The following is a 23,025-nucleotide window of genomic DNA, read 5'->3' on the forward strand; positions in this document are numbered from 1 at the left end:
GTGCACCGAGACGGCAATATCACTCTGCGGCGAGAGCCTAGGTTCGAACCTACCGTCGTGCCGAAAAGTCGCCTAGGCGTACGTCCGGCCGTAGTGATGTCGCTGGATGTAAGGATTGCCTATGCGGCGGCTATCGCGCAGGTAACCTCAAAGCTTCACGCCAATTTGCCCGAATGGGTTTACGGCTGGCGATTGCGTAATGAGAAGAGACTGGCCAGCAATGGTGACGAATGGAAGAATTATTCTTCATTCTTTCATGACCCTGCACTGATGGAAGGGTACGCACTCCAGACTGATATTACCTCCTTCTTTGCTTCCATTGATGTCAACAAGGCGGTAGATGTCGTCTATTCCGAGGCGGGTGATTCTGCCGGTGCGCGCCTAATTGAAAAGATTGTCCGATCTCATCACGAGCTTGCATCCAGAAATGGACTTCCTCAGCGAAGTTGGCCATCCGCCATCCTGGCGAACCGATACATGGCCCCACTCGACAACCTGATTTCACAGAGGTTGTCTTCAGGTCAACTAACAGGGGCAGTCAGGTGGATGGATGATATTTACGTAACCGGAGAAGAGGCGACGCTCTATAAATTCTTCCTTGACTTCCAGTCTCGCGTTCGAGAGTTGGGTCTTGAGGCCAACGCCTCGAAGAGTCGCCTGGGTCGACTTAAAGAGATCCGACAGGATGTTCTACTAGAAGGCCTTCAAGAAGTGCCGATCCCGGTGAAGAAGAGGATTCAGATACTGGAGAATGGATCCGATGTCGTTGAAGCCGCGGTCGAGGAGATGGACATCGAATGGCTCAGGAAGCTAGAGGGTGCAGCTCTAGAAAGGCCGTTTAGTCAATCTTCTGCCACGATCAAAGTGATCCTGAAGACTCTCAGAAAGCATAAGGAATACGGGAATTTTGACCGATGGCTTGAGTTTGCGGAGAAGCTCTCCCACGTTGCAGACGCGCTAGGCAGGTACTTCCGCGATGCCGTTAAGGAAGATTCGCGTAGAATGGATGCCTACTGTGATTGGTACAGTGGCTACCGTGCAACCGAATGGGCGGCAATCCACTGGTCGTCTGCCCAGTTCGCCTTGGCTATCCCCAGTTCCAATCGGCTGCCAGTATATCGAGAAGTGATGGCGGAATGGCTGGAAAAGGGTTCTGACCTGCATCAAATCTCGGTGGCGGCCCAACGCTTGGCTCAGATTGACCCCACCGCAACCAAGGACATCATTCGTCGACGCCTGGATGATGAGGCGCGACCTATTTTCCAGCGAGTCTATTCTCTGGCTCTAATGAATGCGCGAGATGAGAGGTTGTTGATTTCGCGTACCATCAAGCAGGATGCCAGCAACGTAGTGACTCGGGAATGGTTGGAAGCCAACAACTATGCGGCTCCCAAAGTCTCTGCGGACTATGACTCGGTTGCTTCCGGTTAGCGGCCAGGACTGCGGCGTTCCTGGATTGGCCGGCTCACGTTACGTGGGCTGGGTGAACGGAAGGCTGCTGGTAGTTCCATAGCGATTGGGATGGCGGTGATCACGGCGTACTCGGACCAGGGCTGGGCCGCCTCTAGGCCGACCGCCGCTGACAGTCGGCACCACAGGTGACCACCCCCACCCCGCTCCGGCCTGGGCTCCCGGCGATGATCTGCCACACTGGATGGGTTATGTTCTCGGGGTATCCGCGCCGCGGGCAGCGTTGGTACGGCGAGTGATGGTATCCGGTACTGGTCGACCTTGCGGCGAAGCAGTTTCGGCGTGTGTTGCTTGGCCGCTATCCGCTTCCTCGGGAGCACCAGCCTGCTTCCGATTCCAAGTCACCCGCATTGTGGCTCCCGCGTGAGTAAATCCGTGCTCGCCGCGCATGGGGATGGAGTCGGTTAGTTGCAAGTCTTCAGTTCCAATGGCGGCCCGAATTTCTAGGTCACCCAATGCCGATCCCTCGATTTCCAGAATCCATGAGAGGGCGGGAGCATTGCTCCACAAGGGAATTATGTCATCGACATTCCGGTACCCGACAGCTTCGCATCGCGCTTCACAAGTGCCGCTCGGTACGATATGTGGGATCCAGTGACGCTCTTTGAAATCATCCCCTAGGCCGACACCGCCATCTATTTCCCTAATGAAGTCGGCCAGATCGCCGGCTCTCCACCGTTTGTGGAATTCGACGGGGGCGCGCAAGCCTTGAGGTGGGTTTCGGATCGTGAATTCCAAGCCCTGCAGTGCGCTTGTTGGCCCCCCTTCAATCGAAGGAGGAAGCCACGGGAGAGAGGGCTTCCATTCATAGTCCGATATATTCTGCTTAACGCTTCGGGTTTCATAGGTCGTTTTGATAATGGTATGCCGGTCGTCATGCCATTCAAGGTTGACTCTCAATTCCGTGACCAGGGTGACCCCTTTGTATTTACCAAGCGACTCGCTCAGTTTCTCTATGTAGTCCTGCGGCGCATTGACCCCCCAGGAATTTCGAAGGGCTTTAGCGGCAATCTCCCGAACCAATTGGGCTTTGAGTAGGCCGTCCACAGTAAGGCCGAGAGCGCCAGCAATGAACATGGCTTCGCCAATAGAGCCGAGTAGGGATGCGTACCAACGTTCCTCGACTGTGTGATTAACATGCATGCCGACTATTAGGGCAAGGCCAACCACGGTGAAAGCCCAAAGAATGCTCCGGACGATCGTCTTCTTTCGGTCGCGCCGCTTGCGGGCACGCTTCTTGAGGGCACGCTTCTCCTGGCGCTCGCGCTTCTTGCGCTCGCGCTTCTCGCGCTTCTCCTGGCGCTCGCGCTTCTCCTGGTCACTACGCACGGCCAACACCCCACTACGCAACTGGCGTGTTGCTCCTTGCACCCCTTTGAGTAATTCTAATTCCATACCTGTCAGTCGCAAGTCAGGCCCAGCAAGGCCCTAGTCTGCTATCAAGCGATCTTGGTGCGCGATGGTGCAAGTACTCGCTGTTCGCCCCTGAGGGCCTGCCTCGGAGGCGGTCAAGCAGCTTCGCGGCCAATTCAAGCCCCAAGGGCGCCCAGGGTCGCCATGGCGGATTGCCGTGTGCGGCTCGAAACGCGTCATTTACCGCCGCGATGTCGGGGCGACCTGCCTGCAGGAAAGACCCTGGCGGCCGACGCACTCCCGGGGTGGCGACTCGCCCGAAGACATCGACCTGAGCAGTTGAGCCAGCGCAGCGGCCTGCATTGCTAGTCAGGACATTGATCGTTTTGCGACCGCACGCCACGGCAACTGGTGATCAGTTGTAGCTGAACTGAGGATGCACTAGGCCCCCGCCGGGGGACCTGCTCCGCCGAGGGGTGGCCGAGGCGAAGGGCCGTGCCATTCGCGTGCCAGATACTGCGGGGCACCACGGGGAACCGCCGGAACTTGCCCTGGGAGCGGTCAGAAACTCCAACCCCCGCTCAACCGCAGGTCGGCGCAGCAACGGCCACCTAGAGACCCGAGCTTCCCAAGCTGATGGCTCGGCCGCACGGCATCTGAGTTCATAGAGTCACCCCGGAGGAGGGGGAGATGTCGTCTCTAGCGATCACATGGACGTTGGCAATCACGGCTGGGCGAGCGTCAAAGTCGCTGATGATCACGGGGAGACAGAGGCCAGGGCCGACCGTTTTCCCCGAACCGAACTCGAATCTCTGCGAACCGCAATGCGGTCGCACCAGAGAGCCACAGCAACCAACGGCACCGCCTCCCAGGCGGGCCGATGAGCGGAAGGCTGGGCCGTCCCTGGGCCGTCCGAGGTCGCTCAACAGTGGCCAATGACGACCACCAGGCCCACGCGCCCACCGCCCTTGACAGCAAAAACCCAGCTCACCAAGATCCCCGGCAGGACCCAGGGCAAGAAGACATATGTGGTCGCCCGCGCCGGCGGCACGATGACCTAGCCCGATGATGGGCAGGAGCGACCGGTCAAGGCCTGAAGCGCTCTACCTGCTCCGCGATCCATTCAGGGAGCGCGATGCGCGCATGTGGGTTTCGGATGAGCTAGGTCTCGGGCCGCCACTCATAGCCACCGTCAGCCAGATGGACACCCGATGAAACCAAACAGACTTGAAGACTTCATCGTCAGCGTTAATTGCTCCACTTTGCAGAAAACCGATGTTGGCGCAATCGTCTATCTCCACCTCGCCTACTATGTTATTCCGTCCTAGAGAGGATTTCAGAGACGGGCAGATAGCAGTGACCAGTCTGGCTGGCGTGCTTCCTCTTGTGAGTCATCAGGTGGTCCAGGCGGATGCGTTGGTCCAGCACAGCCATGAAGTCGCCGCCGTCCATCGTGATGAACGGCGTGCTAAGGCTGTAGATCGCCAGGGCATCGGACGTGAAGCCGCTCATGCTGACGTACAAGCCGAGAGTGTTCTTGCCCTTGCGCTCGATGTTGGTTTTAAAGACGTCCAGCTCCCGCCGGCCGATGCGCTCTTTCCACCACTTGGCCTCAAGAACGTAGTAGTCAGTGTCGAAGGAGAACGCGCCATCGATCTGCTCGTACTCCATGATGTAGGCCGCCCGCGGCTCCAAGTCGTACAGGGCGAAGAGCTCGTTGATAAAGCCCTCGAAGTCCGTCCCCCGCTGGTGCTTGTCGGTTGCCGCGTGCATCACGATGAACCGTTGCTTCAGATCGTCATGAGCTTGGGCGAAGACCCGGCCATCCTGGTCCTTCTTCGCACTCTCGGCTATGGCCGCCGCGTGCTCCTCGTGTTCCTTGATGATGTCCTGCTGCTTGCCAGTCCAGCGCCGCAGTTCCGCAACGGCCGCCGTGGCCTTGGCCACCATGACGTCACCATCGACCTGTCGTTCGAGGTTCGGAAACCGGTCCATGGCAGCGATGTCGAGCATGAGCGCCACGGTCACGTCCAGGTACCGGGTCTCATTGGACCGCAGCAGCTTGACCAACTGGCCGGAGACTTCGCGCTTGGTGGCCTGGAAGTTGAGCTGCGGCAGGAGCTCACTGTGGTCCTTCAGCATCCCGCGGACGTACAGCTCAAAGGGGTCTTTGTTCCAGTAGATCAACCAGAGTGCGTCGGCCAGTGCGTTGTACGCGCTGGGGTTGATCGTCTTCTTGCGGGCATCAGGCTGCTGCACCTGCCCCTCCTCCACACGCACTGTCACCGACCTATCACGGTACCGCGCGATCAGTCGATGACCAGCCTGTACGACAAGGCTTGATCCAAGGAACCGTGATGACCCGTCATCCAGCGTGCACCGGGGCTCCGATGACACAAGCGGATGGCGAGTGACAGAGGCGGCTTGTCCTGGCTGTCATCGAGACGGACTGACGAGCCTCAGGCCCGGAAGTGGGCCGCCACGTCGTCGAGCATGTCCAGGTAGTCGCCCGCACCAACAGTGCCCCCAGCCGCCTTGGAGCCGTGCAGCGCCGATGCCAGGACAATGCCGCGCAACTCTGCTGGCTGCCTCGGTTCCCCGTTCTGAAAGTACCAACGATTGCCGTGCGCACAGGCGTTGCGGAAGTGCCGCACGAACTGAAGCAACGGGCGTGTCCTGTCACTCAGCCCGGCGCGCTGAATGGCATCACCCAGGCGGGCTGCACCATGCATCGTCGCGAAGTTCAGCAGGTCCTCACCGAGTCCAGCACCCGCAGTTGAGCTGGCCTTGGCGAAGATGTCTGTCAGCCGCTCCGCAGAGTGCGGCGTACCGTCATTGCGGTAGATGACCAGCGGTGAGTCAGCGGTTTGCTCGTACAGGTCGCGGTAGATGGCCATGAGCGGCTGACGGGGGTCAGCTAGCGGAAGTATGGCCAGGCTGAGACCACAGAACCCAATCTTGAGTTCGTCAGCCAGCTGCGCGATGCCTTCCGCCTCGATGCCCATGGGCCGGCATGTTAGGGCTCTCCTGCTCCCCTGCCCAGTGACCGCTTGATCTCCAGCTCCTCGGCTTGCCGGTCAAAGCCGACGCCCAACAGGCGCCGGCCGCAATCGCCCTCGCCAAGAGTACGACGGTCTGCCTCGTAATCCCGACACCCAGAAGCGGGCTGCATTGAGACGAGCATTCCCGCAACATCGACGCACATGTCGTCGGAACGACTCTGTCCGTCGACCCTCGTGTCACGTCGTGGCTGAATGAGCAGCGGCGCAGCCCAACGGATAGCTCCCGTGGGTCCCTCATTTGCTTGTGGACTATCTGCGGGCTCAGCTCGCCAGATCTGCCACGCCTGAGGCCCTGACGTGCTGCGTCATCTTGGCCTCAAAGGGCCTCCGGAGCCGTGCCCGGTACAGCAACTGTGGCGATTGGCATCGACCGCCGGTGGCTCTGACAGACGATCTGATCAGTGCGTCAGACCCTCAGCGACCTTGCTGCTAGGAGTTCGCATCGAGGCGCACGCACGGCCACGTAGCTCAGGCCAGGCTCTAGAGCCGCCCCGTCTGCCAGATCGGGTCGTCCGGTGCGGGGCGTCCGTCTAGGCGCTGGAGGGGTTCTCCGGTGAGCGAGAGATGCCGACGAGCGACGGCTATGAAGTGCCCCTGCGCGGCGACGACTCTCCCTCTGAGCTCCATCCAGTTCTCCTCGGGAGTTAGACCCCGCCGAATGGCAATGTGAAACCGCCAGATCTGCTCGTCGATGGCGTGCGCGGCTGCTGCAATGTCCCTGCTGGCAACGAGATTGACGCTGCCGAGGGCCTCGCCCCAGGGGCGCCAGTCGACTGTCGTCGGGGCCAGCACGCCTTGAGGGATGTCGTCAGGCCGGTTGCGGTCCATGTCGCTGAGGTCTACAAGCACTGAGGATGATTCCCGCAGTACGCGGACGCACGCTGCCGCCTGCTGTTCCCTGATCCAGTGGCGATCTTGAGCTCTTCTGCTGACGATGCTCCCAACGAATACGCCAATCAGTGTGGTCAGCACGGCCCCGACCGGAGCCGCCAGTAGGGCCAGCAACGACGTCATATCAGTCATTCTGGCGACGATGCGGTGGCTTGAGTAGCGGCTCATCTCAGCTCGCTGCGGTCGGCCAGTGGGCACTGCCAGACGTCCCAGCCGCTCTCCTGAAGTGGTGCTCAGCCGGTCGTGGCCTATCCGTGTACTCGTCCCACCTGATCACGGCTGTGATGGCCTGTCAGTCCAGCCAGACGAGCATCGCGTCGTCTGCCCTGGCAGCAGCGTCGAAAAACTGTGTGAGGCCGTCGTACCAAGGACGCCCCCACTCCAGGGAGCCTGGCTCACCCCATCCGAGCGGATACACCTCGGCGCTGGTCAGTTCAGCAGGCTCCACGCCACTGATGAGCTGGGCATAACTGGTAGCCCGCAGAGCTCCCGCCGCGAGCCGGACCCGCTCAGGCCGCAGGTACCTCGGAGGCCCGTACCCCCAATCCTCATCCTCGGCGAACGGCTCCTCACCGTGGATCACGTTCACGGGGAACCCGGTGCGCGCCAGCAGGAAGCGGAGCAAGTCCCAAGCCTTGTATGTGGTGAAGTGGCGCGCTTCGTACAACGCAGGCTCCGTCTCCTCCTCGGCGTCCTGAACCTCTTCGACGAAGTCCAAAGCCAGTCTGGGTCTTGGATCGCCCTATCGAGCTCAGCAGCCGTGACACGCAGGTACTCGCCGATCATGCTCATGGACGGAGACTAGGCGGGGCCACTGACAACGGCCGTCGGACGGACCGTCTCAGTTTCCGTCTCATTCAGCCCGGTTCACCGGCGTTCAGCCGAGGCCCGGAGCCGATCCCAGCTCGCTGCCGAACCGCCAATGACCGCAGGTGAACTCCCTTGCACGCAGCCCGCCACCCCACCAACACAGTTGGAAAGCGTGTTGGCCACCAGATCGTCACCCCCAACACTCCCACGACTCGCGCCTGTCGCGGAGAGAGCCCCGAACGGGTAGCTGATGGATACGGGTGACAAGGCGTTCCGCACCTGTGGTGCCTGGTGCTACCGCCATGCCAGCGAGGTGACACGAACCGGGAAAAACGTCGCACGTCTCGACCCGAGGCCCATATCATCCTCGAATGACCGACGCGTCCGGGGCATTCGCTGTCGCCGCTCTCAGCTTGGCCGTGTCTACGGTGTCACTCAGTTGGCAAGTCGTTAGCCACTTCTTGAGCGGCGCCCGGGTGCGCTGCGAACTGTCGATCGCGATCCATGACGATGGGGATCCTGTCCCGTCCATCGTCTCGGAGGTTGTCGATCGCACTACAACGGACCTTCAACGCATCCAAGGCGCAGAGTTCGAATCGTACGTGCACGACGCATTCAGTGTGGTCGTACGCAACACTGGGCGTGGACCCGTGAGCGTACGCGTGCCATGCATATCCGACAGACGTCGCTCCTACTGGGGCGGTGCGCCATCTCGCGTTCGAGCGGTCGACTTCACGATGCAAGGGAGCGTCTGCCGTCTGGAGCCTGGTGAGGCGAAGACATGGCTCTTGCCAATGTGGCAGATCATCGACACGATCCGCGCCTCCCGTCCCGGTGAGCCTCTGACCTGCCGGGCCGCAGTTCTCCTAGGTACCGGACGGTGGGTGAAGGGCAGCCGCGCCAACTCATGGCAGGTCCCGGCAGGGATGACAAGCCTGAGACGCTAGTCGTGTGTTTGCGCTTGGAGTCCTGCCGGCGTCGGAGCTGTTCCGCTGACATCCAACGCTGACATCAACGACCCCGGACGGCGGCGACACACAGCAGCCACGTGTGGCACCGATGCACAGGGCAGGCCACACCTGGGTGAGGGATAGATCGAACTCCTAAAGCGGTGGTCACCAAGTTCAGCCCCAATGCGAGCGTGCCAAGGGCACGCCAGATGAAACGGGGAGCCCCGGACCGTCTCCGAGGCCCCTGCCGCACTACACACGGCTGCCGCTCAGTCCCCTCAACGATGCCCAGGCGCGACGGGCCTGCGTCCGCGGCTGGTCGCTACGCGCAGCACGTCCCGCAATGCGCTGGTCAACTGGGCGGCGAGAAGATGCAACTCCTCCAGGTCTTCGGGGTCCTCGTCGAGTACCTGACGCGCATGCTCAAGCAGTTGGGATGCCATCCCAAGCTGGTACGCCTCGATGTGGTCCGCCAGGCGGGACACGTAACCCCCTTGGTCACCCGTGCTCAGATAGCACGGCTTGCCGTCCGGCCCCACCCATGGGAGGAGCCTCAGTTCGTCCTCTGTCGTCATCCCTATGCTCGCCCCTCGGTAGCCTCGATGCTGGGCGCCGGCGTACCGCTGGATGTCGAGCTCCTCGCTGCGTCGCCTCCGGGCCGAGACTGGTCAGATGCCGCGTGGCACAGGCAGCCGCAAGCCTCGTAGATCAAGGGGAGGTCGACCGGCGCCAAATCCGGAGTGGACTCCGCGCAGGCCTGGTGCGTGCCGACCTGGCAAGCAGCCGAGCGGTACGAGGTAGCTGAGATGTCCGGGCCAAGAGTCTGCCGCCGCGAGGACGTCACTGAACCCCCAGGAGATTCGACCAGGCGTCGGTCGACAGGCAGGGAGCAATGACGACCGTCGGGCGCCGTCGGGTGCGTTCTTCTCGCGCCAGCACGTACGGACGGACGAGTGCACTGTCCTCGCCCCTGAGCAAGTGCCGATGGCTCGGCTCGTCGACGGCCTGCGCGAGGGCGACTGTCGGCTCGTCAGCGGATGCCGGGAAAGCAGGGGCGATCGGTGGCCGCGAGGGCCTTAACGTGCGGCGGTGCCTGCCCTTGGGGACATGCCGCGCTCTGGCGAGAGCAACTGCGCGATGGATACGGTTGAGCATGCTGGTCAGCTCCTATCGCTGATGGCTCGGTCCCCCGACATCGCCCGTCGCGGGGACCGCTTTACGTACGACCGCCCAGAGGGTGCGGTCGTTCAAGCTGGTGGCGAGCAGCCCGAATCGATCGGCCTCGGCCACCACTTCCAGGACCTCCCGCCATAAGTCGGCGGAGAGCGACTCCGGCACTGCCGCTTCGACCGACGCGTGCCGGTCGTGTTCCTCCACGCGCGCGGGTAGCCCGAGGTCGGACAGCCGGGCAGCGATGGCTGCCGCGCGAACTCCCGAAGCGGGCACAGGGCAGCCTCCGTCACCGACGATCACGTTGAGTAAAGCTAGTTAACTAGATTAGAGCTAGTGGACTAGATTTTCCATATGCCTGAGCAGCCGCCCTATCTCCGCATCGCCGACGAACTCCGGCGGCGGATCGCGGAACACGTATGGGAGCCCGGGGACCGCCTGCCCTCCCGCGCGCAGATCGGCCAGGAGTGCGGCGTGGGCGAGAACGTGGTCCGCCGGGCTCAGGAGCTGCTGATCTCCCAGGGTGTGCTGGAGGGACGCGCCGGTTCGGGCACGTACGTCGCCGAGCCCCGACAGCGGGTCCGGGTCGTCCGGTCATCAGCCCGCGAGCAGCCCAGCGGATCGCCCTTCCGGGCGGACATGAAGGCCCTCGGCAGGCAAGGGGATTGGGAGAGCCGGACCGAGGCCAAAGTGCCGGTTCCGGCAGACATCGCGGCGCGGCTCGGAATCGCTGAGGGTGACCTGTGCGTCCGGACGGTGTACGAGTTCCTGGCCGACGGCAGGCCGGTGCAGTTGTCGACGAGTTGGGAGCCGTACGACGTCACCGCCGGCACACTCGTCGTCCTCCCCGAGGGTGGGCCGCACGCCGGAACGGGTGTCGTGAACCGCATGGCCGCAATCGGTGTCACCGTCAGCCACGCCGTCGAGCAGCCGGAGCCGAGGCAAGCAACCGCCGAGGAAGCGTCCCTCCTAGGCATCCAGAAGGCCGCACTCGTCACGCACATCCGGCGGACCTACACAGCGACGAGGGTCGGCCGGTGGAGACGGCAGACATCGTGGTGCCCGCAGCTCACTGCGAAATCGTCTACGAGATCCCGATCAACCGCTAGCTCCGCTCACAGGGCGACTTCGGCTTGGCGTGCCAAGTAGGGTCCCCAGGCATGACCACTTCTCCTGATCACGTCGACAGCAGAGAAGACCTGGCAGCCTTCGTTCGCTCCTTGCGTCGCAGTCACGCCGAGGACGGAAACTCATGGGGGAACGCGGACCTTCCGAGCTTCCTGGACGCTCTGGCCGCCTGGACGGATGACGCGGACGGTTGGTACCGCAACACCGGCCGGGAGTTGCCGCCTAGCGGTGACTGGGCGTTCTTCGCGCGAGCTCTGCAGGCAGCGACGACGTACGAGTAGTCCGAGCCGCGTCGAATACGTGTCGAAGTCCAGACGATGACCCGCGCTGCACGATAAGAGAAGCAGGTCAGCCAGGGCGTGGCACGCTACGCACAAAGCGCCTTCTAAGCGCTTGGCCGCAGGTTCGAGTCCTGCCGGGGGCGCAAGTCTCCGCCCTCCCATCGGGAGGGCGTTTTTACTGTCCGAGGCCTTGTCCTCGCCTGCGCACCACTCCGGGACGCGTCGGCCGACGAGGAGCCGATGTGCGAGCCGCGCCGGCCGACCATGAGCAGCGCCGGGCCCAGCCATGCAGCGGCGGGCCCGCCTCCACCCTGCCCTCGGTGAGTCGAGGAACGTCCGTGCCGCTTCCCCATATGGCAAGACCGAGCGGGCCCAGACGCCCTGCCGCCTCCCCATACCGAACGACCGAGCGGGTCCGGACGCCCTGCCGCTTCCCCATACCGGAAGACCGAGCGCCCACACCCCGAGCCGGCCAAAGCCCTGTCCGCGACCAGGACTCGGCCTCGAATCGAACGATTTTCGATAGGCTCTCGGCACTCCTGCAAGGGAACGCCGCCCACTCCGAAAGGCACCCGTGTTACGACTCGCATGGCGGACCCTTACGGGTCGCAGGGCAGGCTGGGCGGCCGGTTTCGTGGCTCTCGTCCTCGCGTTGGTCACGACGACGGCATGTGCCGTGCTGTTGGAGTCGAGTGCCCGCGCCGGCTCCCCCACCGAGCGCTACGCGGGCACGGACGTGGTCGTCGCCGGGCAGCCGTTCGTCCCCCGGGCCGGGGAACTCCGTGCGGCGCTGGACCGGCTGGCGTCCGTCGAGCGGTCCGTTCCCGAACTGTCCTTCCCCACCACGGCCGTGGACGCGTCGGGCGAGCCGGTCGAGGCGCCCTGGGACGGACCGTTCCTCGGGCACTCGTGGGAGAGCGCCGCCCTCGGACCCTTCCTGCTGCGGCAGGGCCGCGCCCCCGCCGGCGACTCGGAGGTCGTGCTGGATGCTGAGCTGGCGGGGCGTCTCGGCGTCGGGGCGGGCGACACCGTACGGCTGGGCGGACCGGACGGGCTGCGTCCGTACCAGGTCTCGGGCGTCGCCGACCCGCCCCGGCGACCGGCGCGCCAGTACGCGGTGTTCCACACGGCCCGTGAGGCGGAGCGGCTCGCGGGATCGGAGCAGCCCGTGCGGGCCTTCGGGGTGTTGGCGGCCAAGGGGACGGCCAACCCCGAGACGCTCCGGCGGCAGGTGGAGAAGGCCGTCAGGGACCTGTACGGCGACAACGCCGGGTCCCTCGTGGTCGCCTCCGGCGCCGGGCGGGCGGACGCGGAGTTCTGGGGCGTGCCGTCCCCGGCGTCGGTGCTGTCCTCCCTCGTCGGGACGTTCGGGGTGCTGTCGCTGTTCGTGGCGGGTTTCGTCGTCGCCGGCACGCTGACGCTCGCGGTCGCCGGACGGCTGACGGAGATCGGCCTGCTGCGGGCCGTCGCGGCCACGAAGGGGCAGATCCGCCGGATGATCGCGGTGGAGGTCCTGCTGGTGACGGTGGCGGCGGCGCTCCTCGGCGCCCCCGGCGGGATCGGCGTGGCGATGCTCCTGCACCGGGTGCTGGTCGACGGGGAGGTGCTGCCCCCGTCGTTCGTCCTGTCCGTGGGGCCGGTCGCGCCCTGGGCGACCGTCGTGCTGGCAGCGGTCGTGGCGCAGTTCGCGGCGTTTGCCGCCGCACGCCGCTCGTCGCGGGTACGGCCGGTGGAGGTGCTGCGCGAGTCGGCCGCTCCGGCGCCGAAACCGGGCCGGCTGCGTGTGCTGCTCGGGGTGGGCGTGTTCGCCGGGGCGGGCGGCTGTCTCGGCGCGGTGGCGACCGGTCGGCTGGACGGGGGCGGCGGGACGACCGAGAGCATGGTGCTCGTCCTGTTGGTCGGGACGGCGCTGCTGGCGCCGCTGATCTGCCGGGTGGCCGGTGCCTTGTTTCTGGCTCCGGTGGCGTGGTTCCTGCCCAGGGAAGGCACGCTGGCGGTCCGCAACCTCCTCAGGAATGAGGCGCGGTTGGCCGCCACCGTGACACCGCTCGTGCTCGCCCTCTCCCTCACCGGCACCCTGCTCTGCGTGCCGCTGATCACGTCGCAGGGAGCGCAGCGGGCGGAACGGGAGCGGCTGCTCGCCGATCACGTGGTGTCCTCGGCCGGGCCCGGCATCGCACCGGGTTACGCGGAGCGGGCCGCCCGGCTCCCCGGCGTGGCGGCGGCCTCCGGGCAGCTGTCCGTGGACGGCGAACTGAGCCGCGCGGACGCCGACCAGGACGACGACGCGTCCGTCATCGGCGGAAACCTGGTCGCGATGCGGGCCGACGCGGTGCCCGAACTCCTCGACCTCGGGGTCCACACCGGCTCGCTCGCCCGCCTCGGCGAGGCGTCCGTGGCGCTCGGCGACAGCGCCGCCCGGGACCTGAGTGTCACGGTCGGCGACCGTGTCCGGGTGGACTGGGACGACGGTGGCCGGGACACGTATCGCGTGGCGGCCGTCTACTCCCGCGACCGGGACTTCGCCGACGCGCTGCTGCCCCGCGCCTCGGCGGCCCGGCACGCGCCCGCGCTGCTGGACGACACCGTCCTCGTTCGGACGGCCCCCGGAGCCGACCGGGACGCCGTCGAACGGCAATTGGACGACCTCGCGGCTGTCTTCCCCGGGGCGTCGGTGGACGGCGCCGCGAGCGGGGACGCTGGGAGTCATTCGGAGTCCGGCGCGGCGGCGAACCTGTTCGTCCTGCTGTTACTGACCATGATCAACGTGTTCACGGCCATCGCCGTCGTCAACACCCTGAGCATGGTGACCGCGGGCCGCCGAGGGGAGTTCGCCCTGCTGCGGCTGGCCGGCGCGCAGTCGGCGCAGGTGCTGCGGATGCTGGCCTGGGAAGCCGTGCTCACCTGCGCGGTCGCGTTGCTGCTGGCCACTCTGGTCTGCGCGGCGGTGCTGGTGCCGCTCAGCATCGCGGTCACCGGTTCCGCCGTGCCGGCCTTGGCCGGCGGGCCGCTTGCCGCGCTGGCCGCCGGGGCGCCCCTGGTGGCCGTCGCGACGACGACCCTCGTCGGCCGCTTGGCCATGCGCAGCGCCGCGGCCACGCCCGGAGGCCTGGCGAGGGCCGTCTCCTGACCGCCCCCGCCGTGTCCCGCGGGTCCCACCCCGCTTCCCGCAGCGCGGCTCAGTCCCGATCATGGTCCGGGAACCCGTCGTGGGCCGAGGAAGGGGTGTGACGTGCGGCTGCGCTGTGCTGTGCTGGACGACTTTCAGAGGGTGGCGACCGAAGTCGCCGACTGGTCGCCGGTCGCCGACGAGGTGGAGGTCGTCTCCTTCGACACCCACCTGGACGGCGAGGACGCCTTGGCCGCGGCCCTGGCCGACTTCGACATCGTGGTGACGTTGCGGGAGCGCGTGCCCTTCCCCGGGTCGCTGATCGCCCGCCTGCCCCGGCTGAAACTGCTCGTCGCCTCCGGTCTGCGCAACTCGGTCATCGACTACGCGGCCGCCGAGGAGCACGGCGTCACCGTGTGCGGCACCACGAGTTCCTCCACCCCGCCCGTGGAACTGACATGGACCCTGCTGCTCGGCCTCGCCCGCGGCCTCGTCGAGGAGAGCAACGCCCTGCGCTCCGGCGGCCCCTGGCAGTCCACCGTCGGCGCCGACCTGTACGGCAGCCGCCTCGGCCTCCTCGGCCTCGGCAAGATCGGCAGCCGCGTGGCCCGGGTCGGCCTCGCCTTCGGCATGCACGTCAGTGCGTGGAGTCAGAACCTCACCAAGGAGCGCACCGACGAGGTCGGCGTCGAACTCGCCCCCTCCCGGGAGGACCTCCTCGCCGGCAGCGACTTCGTCTCGATCCACCTCGCGCTGAGCGACCGCACCCGCGGACTGCTCGGACCCGCCGAACTCGCCCTCCTCAAGCCGACCGCGTACCTGATCAACACCTCGCGCGCGGCCATCGTCGACCAGGAAGCCCTCCTCGCCGCCCTGCACGAGGGACGGATCGCCGGTGCCGGCGTCGATGTCTTCGACATCGAGCCCCTGCCCGCCGACCACCCGATGCGCACCGCCCCCCGCCTTCTCGCGACCCCGCACCTCGGCTACGTCTCCCGCGCCAACTACACGACGTACTACGGGCAGGCGGTCGAAGACATCCGCGCGTTCCTCGACGGGGCGCCCGTACGACGGCTGCCTTGACGCCCGGCCGGGGCCGCGCCCGAGACCGTCCGGGCGAGGACACGGAGATGGCCGGGACCCGGTAACGGGTCCCGGCCTGTCACCGCCGTAAGCGGTGAATTCACACCACGGGCGCCGACGTGAACAAGGGCGCCTCGACTGCCTCTTCGGACTTCAGGACTGCTTGCCAGGGACGATGACGTTGCTGACGCAGGTGACCTGGCTGTGCGAGGTCGGACAGCTCTGCGTCGACTCGTTGGCGAAGCGGACGCTGCCGTCCTTGGCGGTCGTGAGCTTGTAGGTGTCCCCCTGTACGCAGCGAACCTGCCCCTTGCCGTCGTCCACGCACTTGCCGGGGCCGCCATGGGCCGCGGCCTGGGCTGCGCCGACCCCGATCAGAGCAAAGCTCCCCAGGACTCCGGCTGCCGCTGTAGCTGCGATCTTCTTCGAGTTGAGCATCTACTTTTCCTTTACGGACGCCCCCTGAACAGCGGGGTCGTTCCGGACGCTTGGGCCGACAAAGAAGCCAGACGACAGGCCCCGGGGCTCGGACCACCTGGTTCGAGCCCCGGGACCTGCCTAGATCACCTGATCAGTGATCACTTGCCACCGAGGATGAAGTTCTGGGAGCAAGTCACGGACTCGCGCTCGCTGTTGTCCTGCTCGGACCAGCCGAGGATGCCGAGCGAGATGTTGACGTCATCGATGTTGATGAGGCCCTTGGTCGAGTCGTTCTGCTCACACGACTGGTTCTGCTTGTTCTCCAGCTTGACCTTCTCGTCCCCGTCCGCAGCGTGGCCGACACCGGCCCCCAGGAAGCTGACGCTGCCGAGCATGGCCATGACGACCGCGGCCTTCTGGTAGTTGCGCATTACTGCTCCGTTCTTGAGTGGACACAACCCGTGATGAGTTGGTCACCGACAGTCGCCAACTCTAGGGACCCTCATGCGGCTTCTGCCGGGCGAAACGCCCACTCAGGCAAGTTTCTTGAAAAAAAGTGCGTTGTAACGCGGTTTTGCATGTATCGGATGGCCGAACCCAGCTGGCCACTCCGACCGACTACCGCTAGAGCGCCCCTTGCCCAAGAGCCGAACGCGCCCGCATCGGCCGGCGAGGCCTAGCGCCGAGGGGGGACGACGCTGTCGACACACGTGACCTGACCGTGCGAGGCCGGACAGGTCTGCGTCGACTCGTTACTGAGGTGGACGCTGCCGTCCTTGCTCGTGGTGAGCTTGTACGCAGTCGTCTGCACACAGCGGACGTGCCCCTTGCCGTCGTCGACGCACTTGCCGGGGCCGCCCTGGGCGGCGGCCGGGACGACTCCGCCACCGATCAGCGCGAAGCCCCCCAGGACTCCGGCCGTTACCACCGCTGCGATCTTCTTCGAGTTGAACATCTGTTTCTCCTATACGGTCGACTCCCCGCGGCTGAACGGCGGAGTCGTTCCGGACATGTGGACCAGCTGGACGGCACACAGCAGGCCCCGGGACTCGGACACATGGCCGAGTCCCGGGGCCTGCCTCAGATCAACCGATCAGTGCTTGCCGAAGCTCTGGGAGCAGGCCAGAGACTCCTTCTCGCTGTTGTCCTGCTGCGACCAGCCGAGGAGGACACCGGCCGAAACGTTGACGTCGTCGAGCTGGATGAGCCCCGTCTGCGCGTCGTTCTGGGCGCACGCCTGGGTCTGGTCGTTCTTGATCTTGACCTTGTCGCCCCCGTCCGCGTGGCCGACGCCGGCACCCAGGAAGCTGACGCTGCCGAGCATGGCCATGACGACCGCGGCCTTCTGGAAGTTGCGCATTACCTCTCCGTTCTCGAATTGACACAGTCCGTGAGTGGCTGGTCACTGACAGTCGCAACTGTAGGCGACGTTCGAGGCTTTTGATAGACAAAACGCCCAATCGCGTAACTTTCCTGAAAAAACACATTGTGATGTTGCCGTGCAGATGTCGAGCGGCCAGCGACACGGGCCACCGGCGTCGGCCAACTACCGGTCGAGCAGCGGCTGTTCACGGCGAACGGAGCCTCCACCGCCCATGGAAGGGCGTCATCGCCGCCGCGAACAGAAAGAGCACCTGCCGACTCGGGGTGCGTGTCGGACCACGTGCGCCCGAGGTCCGGGCAGGATGGCCGCGCACACGTTCGCGGGTCGACCGCACGAGCGATACCGCGCGTCGACGGCATCAAAAAGGAGCAGGCCCCGAGGGGCGACACATGGTCGCACCCCGGAGCCTGCCCTAGATCAACCGATCAGTGCTTGCCGAAGCTCTGGGAGCAGGCCAGCGACTCCTTCTCGCTGTTGTCCTGCTGCGACCAGCCGAGGAGGCCGACCGAGACGTTGACGTCGTCGAGCTGGATGAGCCCCGTCTGCGTGTCGTTCTGGGTGCATGCCTGCTTCTGGTCGTTGTCGAGCTTGACCTTGTCCCCGTCCGCAGCGTGGCCGACACCGGCACCCAGGAAGCTGACGCTACCGAGCATGGCCATGACGACCGCGGCCTTCTGGAAGTTGCGCATTACTTCTCCGTTCTCGAGTCGACACAATCCGTTATGGATTGGTCACTAACAGTCACGTACTGTAGGTCACGATCGATGGTTTTTATACGCAAAACGCCCAATCGCTTAACTTTCCAGAACCGAGAGGCGGGAGGCAGCCTTCGCCGCACCACGCCCTCGGCACGGGTCGCGCGGAAACAACGCCCGTACGGCGGAGCATCTGTTCAAAAAGGGTGATCCGGAGAAAAACCTCGTTACCGGTCAGAGGTCCTCGCGTTGAAACGGGCAGTGCGGCCGCGCGTACTGCTGCCGCACTCACCGAGTCACTAAGGAGAACGTGATGTCTCGCATCGCGAAGGTTGGCGTTGTCGCTCTCGGCACGGGCGCTCTGGTGCTCAGTGGCGCCGGTCTCGCCGCGGCGGACGCCGGCGCCAAGGGCGCTGCCATCGGCTCGCCCGGCTTCCTGTCCGGCAACGTGGTTCAGGTGCCGGTCCACGTGCCGATCAACGTGTGCGGCAACACCGTCCAACTCGTCGGCCTGCTCAACCCGGCTGTCGGCAACACCTGCAAGAACGAGGGCCACAAGAAGGACGACCACAAGAAGAGCAGCACGAAGAGCGGCCACCGCCACTGACGTCCGCTGTCTGCCTCGAGAGCCCCGGCCCCCGAACGCCGGGGCTCTCCCCATTCCGGCGTGAGAGCCCTCGTCACCTCACGCGTACCGGTAGATCCGGCCCACGTCCTCCAGTTCGTCCGGCGTCACGTCCCACGGAGGCAGCCTCTGGTGCCGCGCCACGATCCGACCGTGCTGCGCGTCGCCGGTACGCGGCGCTGCCGCGGGAAGGTAACGGGCCCCGCGGTGTCTGCGCTGCCAGCGGTACCACTGCAGGTCGATGAAGGCGTGGTGCAGCCAGAACACGGGGTCGTTGACGGAGGCGCCGCCGAGCATGTCCCCGCCGACCCAGCCGTGCACCCGGTTGTGGTTGCGCCACGACGCGCCGCCCCCGCCGGTGCCCCAGCCCTCCAGTTTGTTGCGGAAGCCCCGTGTGACCGTCGAGTCCCAGGGCGCCACGTCGTAGACGGGGTCCTTCAGCGCCCACTGCAGCTCGCTCTTCGTGGGCAGTTCGATGGGGGAACGGCGGCGGCCGAGGTCCCGGGTGAGGAACACCGCGTCGGTCACGGCCACTTTGATGGTCCAGTTGCCCTCCCGGTAGGCGAAGGGACCCGTCATCACCTGGTGGTCGGAACGGCGTCCGTTGCCGCCGAGGAGGTCCGCCGTCCAGGGTGCGGAGGTGGTCGTGCGGTAGCGCGTCCAGTCCCAGTACGGCACGGTCACCGAGGAGTCCACCCGGCGCAGCGCGCTCTCCAGGTCGAGCAGGAACCGGCGGTGCCAGGGCAGGAAGGAGGGCGCCATGTGCGCGGCGCGCAGTCCGTGTTCGCCGTCGGAGGAGAAGTACTCGACGTGCATCCGCACGAACTCGTCGTACTCGCCCCGTCGTTTGACCTCCAGCAGCGCCTTGACGAACCGCCGCTTCTCGGCCTTGGTGAGCGTGCCGGCGTCCCTACGCACGTACGCCATGCCGGTCCCCCGTGTGTACATGCCCCGCGTCTCCTGGTTCCGGAGCCAGGTCGCGCAGCCGTCGGCCGGGGCCGAGCTCGTCGACGGCGGCGCGGGCGGCCTCGAGCGGTGACCGGTACGAACAGTAGTGGTCGACCATGCTCAGCCAGGTCCCGTCGGCCCGGCGCATCAGATGCAGAGGGCGGCCGTCCACAGTGACGTGCCACCGACCCTGCTCGGCCGAACCGCCCGACCGGGTCCACGTCACACGGATGCGGTGGTTGCGGTAGGTCTGGTCGAAAGCGGTGTCGCCCGGGGCGTTCCCGGGTCCGGGGCGCAGGAGCCGGAAGGCGGCGGCCACCGGGGCCGCCAGGGCTGCGGCGAGGGCGCAGGCACGCAGACCGCGCGTCACCTCCCGCCGAGTACTGCCCGCCGGTCCGGGGTGCGCCGGGGCTGACGCCTCGCCCCCCGCCGGTCCTCCGCCGATGCTGACGACCATGTCCACTCCTCGTCCGGTTCCGGTGTCGTAGCCGTAACCGCCGGACGTCCCGCGCGGTCACCGCCGCGCGGCCAGACAAGTGATCGCCGGCGTCCGTCCCGGCGGGGAACGGGTCGCGTCACCGGCCGGACACACACGGAAGGCCGGCCCTCGAACTGTCCGAGGGCCGGCCTTCCGTACGACGTGGTCCCAGCTCTAGAACCACAGGTTGCCGTGCACCGGCTTGGCGTCGTTGACCGCGGACGCGGCATTCTTCGCCGTGTGGACCAGGGACTCCTTGCCCTGAGCGCTCACATCGAGGGGGACCCTGGTGCTCACACCGCCGGTGAGGTCGGTGGACGCCAGGTCGCGAGTGTTCTCAGCGGCCGGAGCGGGCTGAGGAGCGGGGGCGGGCTGAGGAGCGGGGGCGGGGGCAGGCTGAGCAACGGGGGCAGGCTGAGGAGCGGGGGCGGGCTGAGGAGCGGGGGCGGGCTGAGCGACCGGAGCAGGCTGAGGAGCAGGCGGAGCAACCGGAGCGCTCTGAACAGCCGGGGCACTCTGGGCGACGGGAGCGCTCTGAACCGGAGCAGCCTGAGCAACCGGAGCAGCCGGAGCACTCTGGGCGACCGGAGCAGCCTGCACGTCCGGAACGCTCTGAGCGGTCGGCGCGCTCGGGGCGACCATGGCGTCCTGGGCGAACGCGGGGGTGGCGGAACCAGCGGCGATCAAGGACCCGGCAAAGACGGCGGCAGCCTTCAGAGACTTCATCGTGTTCCTTTCTTCGGCAACGCGCGTCGCCGGAGGGGATTCTGTCGCCGTGCCTAACGAGCCCTGGCCTGGGCGGAAACCGGAGAAGCCCAAGATTGCCGATACCTCATACGAGATCTATTAACAGACCGGGCCGCGGAACGGAAAAGAACCGGAGGAATACGCGAAGTCGGGCGGGAGGAACAACAGTCGTGGCGCCGCTCCCTGAGGTCGGCACCACGACTGGACGTGGCTCAGGAGGCCGGCTGCGCCGGCGGCAGCAGCGTGACCGCAGGGTACGTGACGGCCTCCGGCGTCGTCGTCGACACCGATGTCGGCGACGTGCTGGACGGCGTCGACGAAACGGGCTCGTCCTGAGGCGTCAGATTGCCTCCGATCAGTCCGGCGAGGAGGTCGTCCACCCCGTTCAGCAGGTCGTCGACGGAGGGAAGGATGCCGCCGACACCAGAGGTGATCGCCTGCAGGAGACTGTCGACAGCCCCCAGCACGAGGTCCAGCAGGTCGGTCACGGGGTCGGCGGCGCGCCGCTCGGGTGCTGCGGGCACCAGGGCGGGCAGGGCGGGGGCCGGCAACAGCACGACCGTCGGCGTCAGCGGGGTTCGCGCGTCCTTGGCGGCCACCTCGGCCAGGGCGGCCTTCGCTTCGGCTCCCAGCTTCCTGGCCTCGGCCGGGGGCAGTAGGCCGTTACTGTCCAGCACGGCGTTCAGCAGGTCGGCGACCGGGGTGAGCTCACCCCCGTTGAGTTTCGCGATCTGTGCGAGACGCGCGTCCGCGCCGGGAAGCCGGGCATCGGGCGCCACATGAGCGTGCCCGCGAGCCGAGTCGGCCGCCATGGCGACGGGGCCGGTGATACCGACCAGAAGGGCGGCGCACAGGGCGCTGGACGCGATGCGCCGTGCGGGCAGAGCACACATGGGGATTCCTTTCGACGGCGTTGGATCTTGAGCCCACCGTGAAAGCGCCCGCGACTTCCCGCAACCGCTCATACGCTTTTCAGGATTTAACAATTCCCCCATTCGCCGTGCCCACCCTGATCAGACGGTATGTCAGGACGTCCCCTTCTCCGCCTCTGCCGGAGTAAGGCACCGGCCGCCCCCGAGCGGAGGCGCTGACCGGCACGGGAGGCGACGGCCGGAACCCGCGAAGACTTGCGGTTTCACGATTCCGACACACTTGTCAGACTTCACCGAATTTCTTCACCTATGTCCGATTGGTGACTAGAGTTGCGAACCGCCCGACGCACTCTCAGCGCGGACACACCGCACTCGTGGCGCTGCTGCCACGGCCACCTGTTCCGAAAGGGCAACGACCGGTCATGCGCCATCCTCTGGGCCCCGTGTTTCGCCGCGCGACCGTGGGCGTCCTGGCCCTTGCCGCCGTGTGGGCAACCACCAGTTCCCCGGCCGCCGCGCCGGCCGCCGCGCCCGCACCGGAGGCCGAGAGCCTCGGGTTCGCCGAGCGGTACCGCACCCTCCAGCACGGCGGCATCGTACGCGCGGCCAACGCATCGATCACCTGCCGCTCGGCCCAGCGGCCTTCGTGCCAGGACGCCCAGGCAGGCGGGTCCGGTGTGAACGGCGACTTCGACATGTTCTACGTCGATGTCGACCGCGACCCCAACACCTACAACTCCTCCCGCGCGGAGGTCCGCCTCCCCAACGGCTCCCGGGTGACGTACGCGCGCCTCTACTGGGGCGGCAATCTGCGCGTGGGCGAACAGAAGCCGCCGCAGGACAACGGACGCGTGCTGATCGCCGAACCCGGCGGGGAGTACAAGGAGTTGGTCGCGGACACGACGGTCGGACACCGCGTGGCGGACGGCATGGACGCCTTCCAGGCCTCGTCCGACGTGACACGGCTGGTGCGGGAGGGGGGGCCGGGCCTGTACACCGTGGCGCAGATCAACGTCGCCATGGGCAGATCGACGGCCGGGGCGTGGGGTGGCTGGACGCTCGTGGTGGTCTACGAGAACCCGTCGGAGCCACTGCGGCACCTCGCGCTCTGGGACGGCTTCACCCCGCTCAAGTCCGGTGCGGGACAGGGGATCGCCCTGACCAGCCTGGGGTTCGCCGCGGGCGCGTCGGGCCGTGCGGGGCTGGTGGCGTACAACGGCGACCGCGGCACCACCGGCGACGCGCTCACCATGACGACCGGCCAGTCCGAGGTCGCCCTCGGCAACGCCGCCAACCCCCAGGACGACGTCCTCAACTCCACCATCAGTGAGCCCGGGGCGGATGCGGCACGTGTGCCCGCGCACGCCAACAACCTCGGCTACGACTCCGACGTGTTCGATCTCGGAAGAGGCCTGCAACACGCCGGTGACCAGGCGACCTTCCGGCTCCATTCCCAGCAGGACGCGGCATGGGGCGGCGTGCTCTTCGTCGCCGTCGACGCACGGCGGTGACTTCGTCACCGCCCGCCCCGAACACCTTCGCGAGCGAG

22 protein-coding genes, 1 tRNA gene and 2 pseudogenes are annotated in these 23,025 nt (G+C 66.2%); 9 read left to right on the forward strand and 16 right to left on the reverse strand.

Going from position 1 to position 23,025, the window contains the following annotated elements; genetic code table 11:
• The first annotated feature begins 57 nt into the window (after nucleotides 1–57).
• On the forward strand, nucleotides 58–1,431 hold the full coding sequence (locus tag ABFX81_RS14450) for a reverse transcriptase domain-containing protein (protein ID WP_346138142.1): 1,374 nt from the start codon (nucleotides 58–60) through the stop codon (nucleotides 1,429–1,431).
• 228 nt (nucleotides 1,432–1,659) lie between these two features.
• Here ABFX81_RS14450 and ABFX81_RS14455 read toward each other — a convergent pair whose 3' ends face one another.
• A complete protein-coding gene (locus ABFX81_RS14455) occupies nucleotides 1,660–2,799 on the reverse strand; it encodes a hypothetical protein (protein ID WP_346138143.1) in 1,140 nt (379 codons plus the stop codon).
• Between the two features lie 959 nt (nucleotides 2,800–3,758).
• Between ABFX81_RS14455 and ABFX81_RS14460 the strand changes: the two genes are divergently transcribed.
• On the forward strand, nucleotides 3,759–3,884 hold the full coding sequence (locus tag ABFX81_RS14460; protein WP_346138144.1) for a hypothetical protein: 126 nt from the start codon (nucleotides 3,759–3,761) through the stop codon (nucleotides 3,882–3,884).
• Between the two features lie 253 nt (nucleotides 3,885–4,137).
• Here ABFX81_RS14460 and ABFX81_RS14465 read toward each other — a convergent pair whose 3' ends face one another.
• The 6 genes and pseudogenes from ABFX81_RS14465 to ABFX81_RS14490 all read right to left on the reverse strand — a co-directional run bounded on the left by ABFX81_RS14465 (nucleotide 4,138) and on the right by ABFX81_RS14490 (nucleotide 9,982).
• Entirely contained in the window at nucleotides 4,138–5,082 is a 945-nt protein-coding gene (locus ABFX81_RS14465) for a restriction endonuclease (RefSeq protein ID WP_346138145.1), read from the reverse strand.
• Between the two features lie 200 nt (nucleotides 5,083–5,282).
• On the reverse strand, nucleotides 5,283–5,828 hold the full coding sequence (locus tag ABFX81_RS14470; RefSeq protein WP_086844787.1) for a hypothetical protein: 546 nt from the start codon (nucleotides 5,826–5,828) through the stop codon (nucleotides 5,283–5,285).
• 537 nt (nucleotides 5,829–6,365) lie between these two features.
• Nucleotides 6,366–6,899, reverse strand: coding sequence for a hypothetical protein (locus ABFX81_RS14475; protein WP_283974813.1), 534 nt, complete (start codon nucleotides 6,897–6,899; stop codon nucleotides 6,366–6,368).
• A gap of 169 nt (nucleotides 6,900–7,068) precedes the next feature.
• A pseudogene (locus tag ABFX81_RS14480) lies at nucleotides 7,069–7,568 on the reverse strand (YfbM family protein).
• A 1,246-nt stretch (nucleotides 7,569–8,814) separates the two neighbouring features.
• Nucleotides 8,815–9,111, reverse strand: a complete 297-nt coding sequence (locus ABFX81_RS14485) for a hypothetical protein (RefSeq protein ID WP_086844792.1) — start codon at nucleotides 9,109–9,111, stop codon at nucleotides 8,815–8,817.
• A gap of 592 nt (nucleotides 9,112–9,703) precedes the next feature.
• Nucleotides 9,704–9,982 (reverse strand): hypothetical protein, encoded by a 279-nt coding sequence (locus tag ABFX81_RS14490; protein ID WP_086844796.1) that lies wholly within the window; start codon nucleotides 9,980–9,982, stop codon nucleotides 9,704–9,706.
• Nucleotides 9,983–10,060: 78 nt separating this feature from the next.
• Between ABFX81_RS14490 and ABFX81_RS14495 the strand changes: the two are divergent.
• The 5 genes and pseudogenes from ABFX81_RS14495 (at nucleotide 10,061) to ABFX81_RS14510 (ending at nucleotide 15,307) form a co-directional block, all read left to right on the forward strand.
• Nucleotides 10,061–10,815: pseudogene (locus ABFX81_RS14495) on the forward strand (GntR family transcriptional regulator).
• A 51-nt stretch (nucleotides 10,816–10,866) separates the two neighbouring features.
• Nucleotides 10,867–11,115, forward strand: coding sequence for a DUF7660 family protein (locus tag ABFX81_RS42195; protein ID WP_086844798.1), 249 nt, complete (start codon nucleotides 10,867–10,869; stop codon nucleotides 11,113–11,115).
• A gap of 70 nt (nucleotides 11,116–11,185) precedes the next feature.
• Nucleotides 11,186–11,258: transfer RNA gene (locus ABFX81_RS14500), tRNA-Ser, on the forward strand.
• A gap of 491 nt (nucleotides 11,259–11,749) precedes the next feature.
• Nucleotides 11,750–14,245 carry an ABC transporter permease gene (locus tag ABFX81_RS14505; protein ID WP_346138147.1) on the forward strand — a complete coding sequence of 832 codons (2,496 nt, stop codon included), beginning with the start codon at nucleotides 11,750–11,752 and terminating at the stop codon, nucleotides 14,243–14,245.
• Nucleotides 14,246–14,347: 102 nt separating this feature from the next.
• Entirely contained in the window at nucleotides 14,348–15,307 is a 960-nt protein-coding gene (locus ABFX81_RS14510) for an NAD(P)-dependent oxidoreductase (RefSeq protein ID WP_086854817.1), read from the forward strand.
• 153 nt (nucleotides 15,308–15,460) lie between these two features.
• Here the strand turns inward: ABFX81_RS14510 and ABFX81_RS14515 are convergent, their stop codons facing one another.
• The 5 genes from ABFX81_RS14515 to ABFX81_RS14535 form a co-directional block, all read right to left on the reverse strand.
• Nucleotides 15,461–15,745 carry a hypothetical protein gene (locus tag ABFX81_RS14515; RefSeq protein WP_086854816.1) on the reverse strand — a complete coding sequence of 95 codons (285 nt, stop codon included), beginning with the start codon at nucleotides 15,743–15,745 and terminating at the stop codon, nucleotides 15,461–15,463.
• 140 nt (nucleotides 15,746–15,885) lie between these two features.
• Nucleotides 15,886–16,158: a hypothetical protein gene (locus ABFX81_RS14520; RefSeq protein ID WP_010046785.1), complete on the reverse strand. Its 273-nt coding sequence runs from the start codon at nucleotides 16,156–16,158 to the stop codon at nucleotides 15,886–15,888.
• Nucleotides 16,159–16,403: 245 nt separating this feature from the next.
• Nucleotides 16,404–16,682: a hypothetical protein gene (locus tag ABFX81_RS14525; protein WP_086854815.1), complete on the reverse strand. Its 279-nt coding sequence runs from the start codon at nucleotides 16,680–16,682 to the stop codon at nucleotides 16,404–16,406.
• Nucleotides 16,683–16,820: 138 nt separating this feature from the next.
• Complete coding sequence (locus tag ABFX81_RS14530) at nucleotides 16,821–17,087, reverse strand: hypothetical protein (protein WP_086854814.1); 267 nt, start codon at nucleotides 17,085–17,087, stop codon at nucleotides 16,821–16,823.
• 449 nt (nucleotides 17,088–17,536) lie between these two features.
• Nucleotides 17,537–17,800, reverse strand: coding sequence for a hypothetical protein (locus tag ABFX81_RS14535; protein ID WP_086854813.1), 264 nt, complete (start codon nucleotides 17,798–17,800; stop codon nucleotides 17,537–17,539).
• A 319-nt stretch (nucleotides 17,801–18,119) separates the two neighbouring features.
• On the opposite strand from ABFX81_RS14535, the gene ABFX81_RS14540 reads away from it, so the two are divergent.
• Nucleotides 18,120–18,413, forward strand: a complete 294-nt coding sequence (locus ABFX81_RS14540) for a chaplin family protein (protein ID WP_086854812.1) — start codon at nucleotides 18,120–18,122, stop codon at nucleotides 18,411–18,413.
• 78 nt (nucleotides 18,414–18,491) lie between these two features.
• Here the strand turns inward: ABFX81_RS14540 and ABFX81_RS14545 are convergent, their stop codons facing one another.
• From ABFX81_RS14545 to ABFX81_RS14560, 4 genes are all read right to left on the reverse strand, one after another.
• Nucleotides 18,492–19,358, reverse strand: a complete 867-nt coding sequence (locus ABFX81_RS14545) for a tyrosinase family protein (RefSeq protein ID WP_086854811.1) — start codon at nucleotides 19,356–19,358, stop codon at nucleotides 18,492–18,494.
• Nucleotides 19,342–19,836, reverse strand: a complete 495-nt coding sequence (locus ABFX81_RS14550; RefSeq protein ID WP_086854810.1) for a tyrosinase family oxidase copper chaperone — start codon at nucleotides 19,834–19,836, stop codon at nucleotides 19,342–19,344. Before ABFX81_RS14550 ends, ABFX81_RS14545 begins: the two co-directional genes overlap by 17 nt.
• A 195-nt stretch (nucleotides 19,837–20,031) precedes the next feature.
• Nucleotides 20,032–20,154, reverse strand: a complete 123-nt coding sequence (locus ABFX81_RS14555) for a hypothetical protein (protein WP_020270406.1) — start codon at nucleotides 20,152–20,154, stop codon at nucleotides 20,032–20,034.
• A gap of 662 nt (nucleotides 20,155–20,816) precedes the next feature.
• Nucleotides 20,817–21,497 carry a hypothetical protein gene (locus tag ABFX81_RS14560; protein WP_086854809.1) on the reverse strand — a complete coding sequence of 227 codons (681 nt, stop codon included), beginning with the start codon at nucleotides 21,495–21,497 and terminating at the stop codon, nucleotides 20,817–20,819.
• A gap of 401 nt (nucleotides 21,498–21,898) precedes the next feature.
• Between ABFX81_RS14560 and ABFX81_RS14565 the strand changes: the two genes are divergently transcribed.
• Nucleotides 21,899–22,987: a DUF3344 domain-containing protein gene (locus ABFX81_RS14565; RefSeq protein WP_086854808.1), complete on the forward strand. Its 1,089-nt coding sequence runs from the start codon at nucleotides 21,899–21,901 to the stop codon at nucleotides 22,985–22,987.
• Nucleotides 22,988–23,025 lie beyond the last annotated feature (38 nt).

Source organism: Streptomyces coeruleofuscus (assembly GCF_039532725.1).
Taxonomy (GTDB): domain Bacteria; phylum Actinomycetota; class Actinomycetes; order Streptomycetales; family Streptomycetaceae; genus Streptomyces; species Streptomyces coeruleofuscus.

Excerpts from the sequence above, each read along its gene's own strand:
- ABFX81_RS14520 (WP_010046785.1), bottom strand. The coding sequence starts at position 16,158 with ATGCGCAACTACCAGAAGGCCGCGGTCGTCATGGCCATGCTCGGCAGC.
- ABFX81_RS14485 (WP_086844792.1), bottom strand. The coding sequence starts at position 9,111 with ATGACGACAGAGGACGAACTGAGGCTCCTCCCATGGGTGGGGCCGGAC.
- ABFX81_RS14535 (WP_086854813.1), bottom strand. The coding sequence starts at position 17,800 with ATGCGCAACTTCCAGAAGGCCGCGGTCGTCATGGCCATGCTCGGTAGC.
- ABFX81_RS14565 (WP_086854808.1), top strand. The coding sequence starts at position 21,899 with ATGCGCCATCCTCTGGGCCCCGTGTTTCGCCGCGCGACCGTGGGCGTC.
- ABFX81_RS14540 (WP_086854812.1), top strand. The coding sequence starts at position 18,120 with ATGTCTCGCATCGCGAAGGTTGGCGTTGTCGCTCTCGGCACGGGCGCT.
- ABFX81_RS14525 (WP_086854815.1), bottom strand. The coding sequence starts at position 16,682 with ATGTTCAACTCGAAGAAGATCGCAGCGGTGGTAACGGCCGGAGTCCTG.
- ABFX81_RS42195 (WP_086844798.1), top strand. The coding sequence starts at position 10,867 with ATGACCACTTCTCCTGATCACGTCGACAGCAGAGAAGACCTGGCAGCC.
- ABFX81_RS14530 (WP_086854814.1), bottom strand. The coding sequence starts at position 17,087 with ATGCGCAACTTCCAGAAGGCCGCGGTCGTCATGGCCATGCTCGGCAGC.
- ABFX81_RS14515 (WP_086854816.1), bottom strand. The coding sequence starts at position 15,745 with ATGCTCAACTCGAAGAAGATCGCAGCTACAGCGGCAGCCGGAGTCCTG.
- ABFX81_RS14475 (WP_283974813.1), bottom strand. The coding sequence starts at position 6,899 with ATGACGTCGTTGCTGGCCCTACTGGCGGCTCCGGTCGGGGCCGTGCTG.
- ABFX81_RS14545 (WP_086854811.1), bottom strand. The coding sequence starts at position 19,358 with ATGGCGTACGTGCGTAGGGACGCCGGCACGCTCACCAAGGCCGAGAAG.
- ABFX81_RS14470 (WP_086844787.1), bottom strand. The coding sequence starts at position 5,828 with ATGGGCATCGAGGCGGAAGGCATCGCGCAGCTGGCTGACGAACTCAAG.
- ABFX81_RS14560 (WP_086854809.1), bottom strand. The coding sequence starts at position 21,497 with ATGTGTGCTCTGCCCGCACGGCGCATCGCGTCCAGCGCCCTGTGCGCC.
- ABFX81_RS14460 (WP_346138144.1), top strand. The coding sequence starts at position 3,759 with ATGACGACCACCAGGCCCACGCGCCCACCGCCCTTGACAGCAAAAACC.
- ABFX81_RS14550 (WP_086854810.1), bottom strand. The coding sequence starts at position 19,836 with ATGGTCGTCAGCATCGGCGGAGGACCGGCGGGGGGCGAGGCGTCAGCC.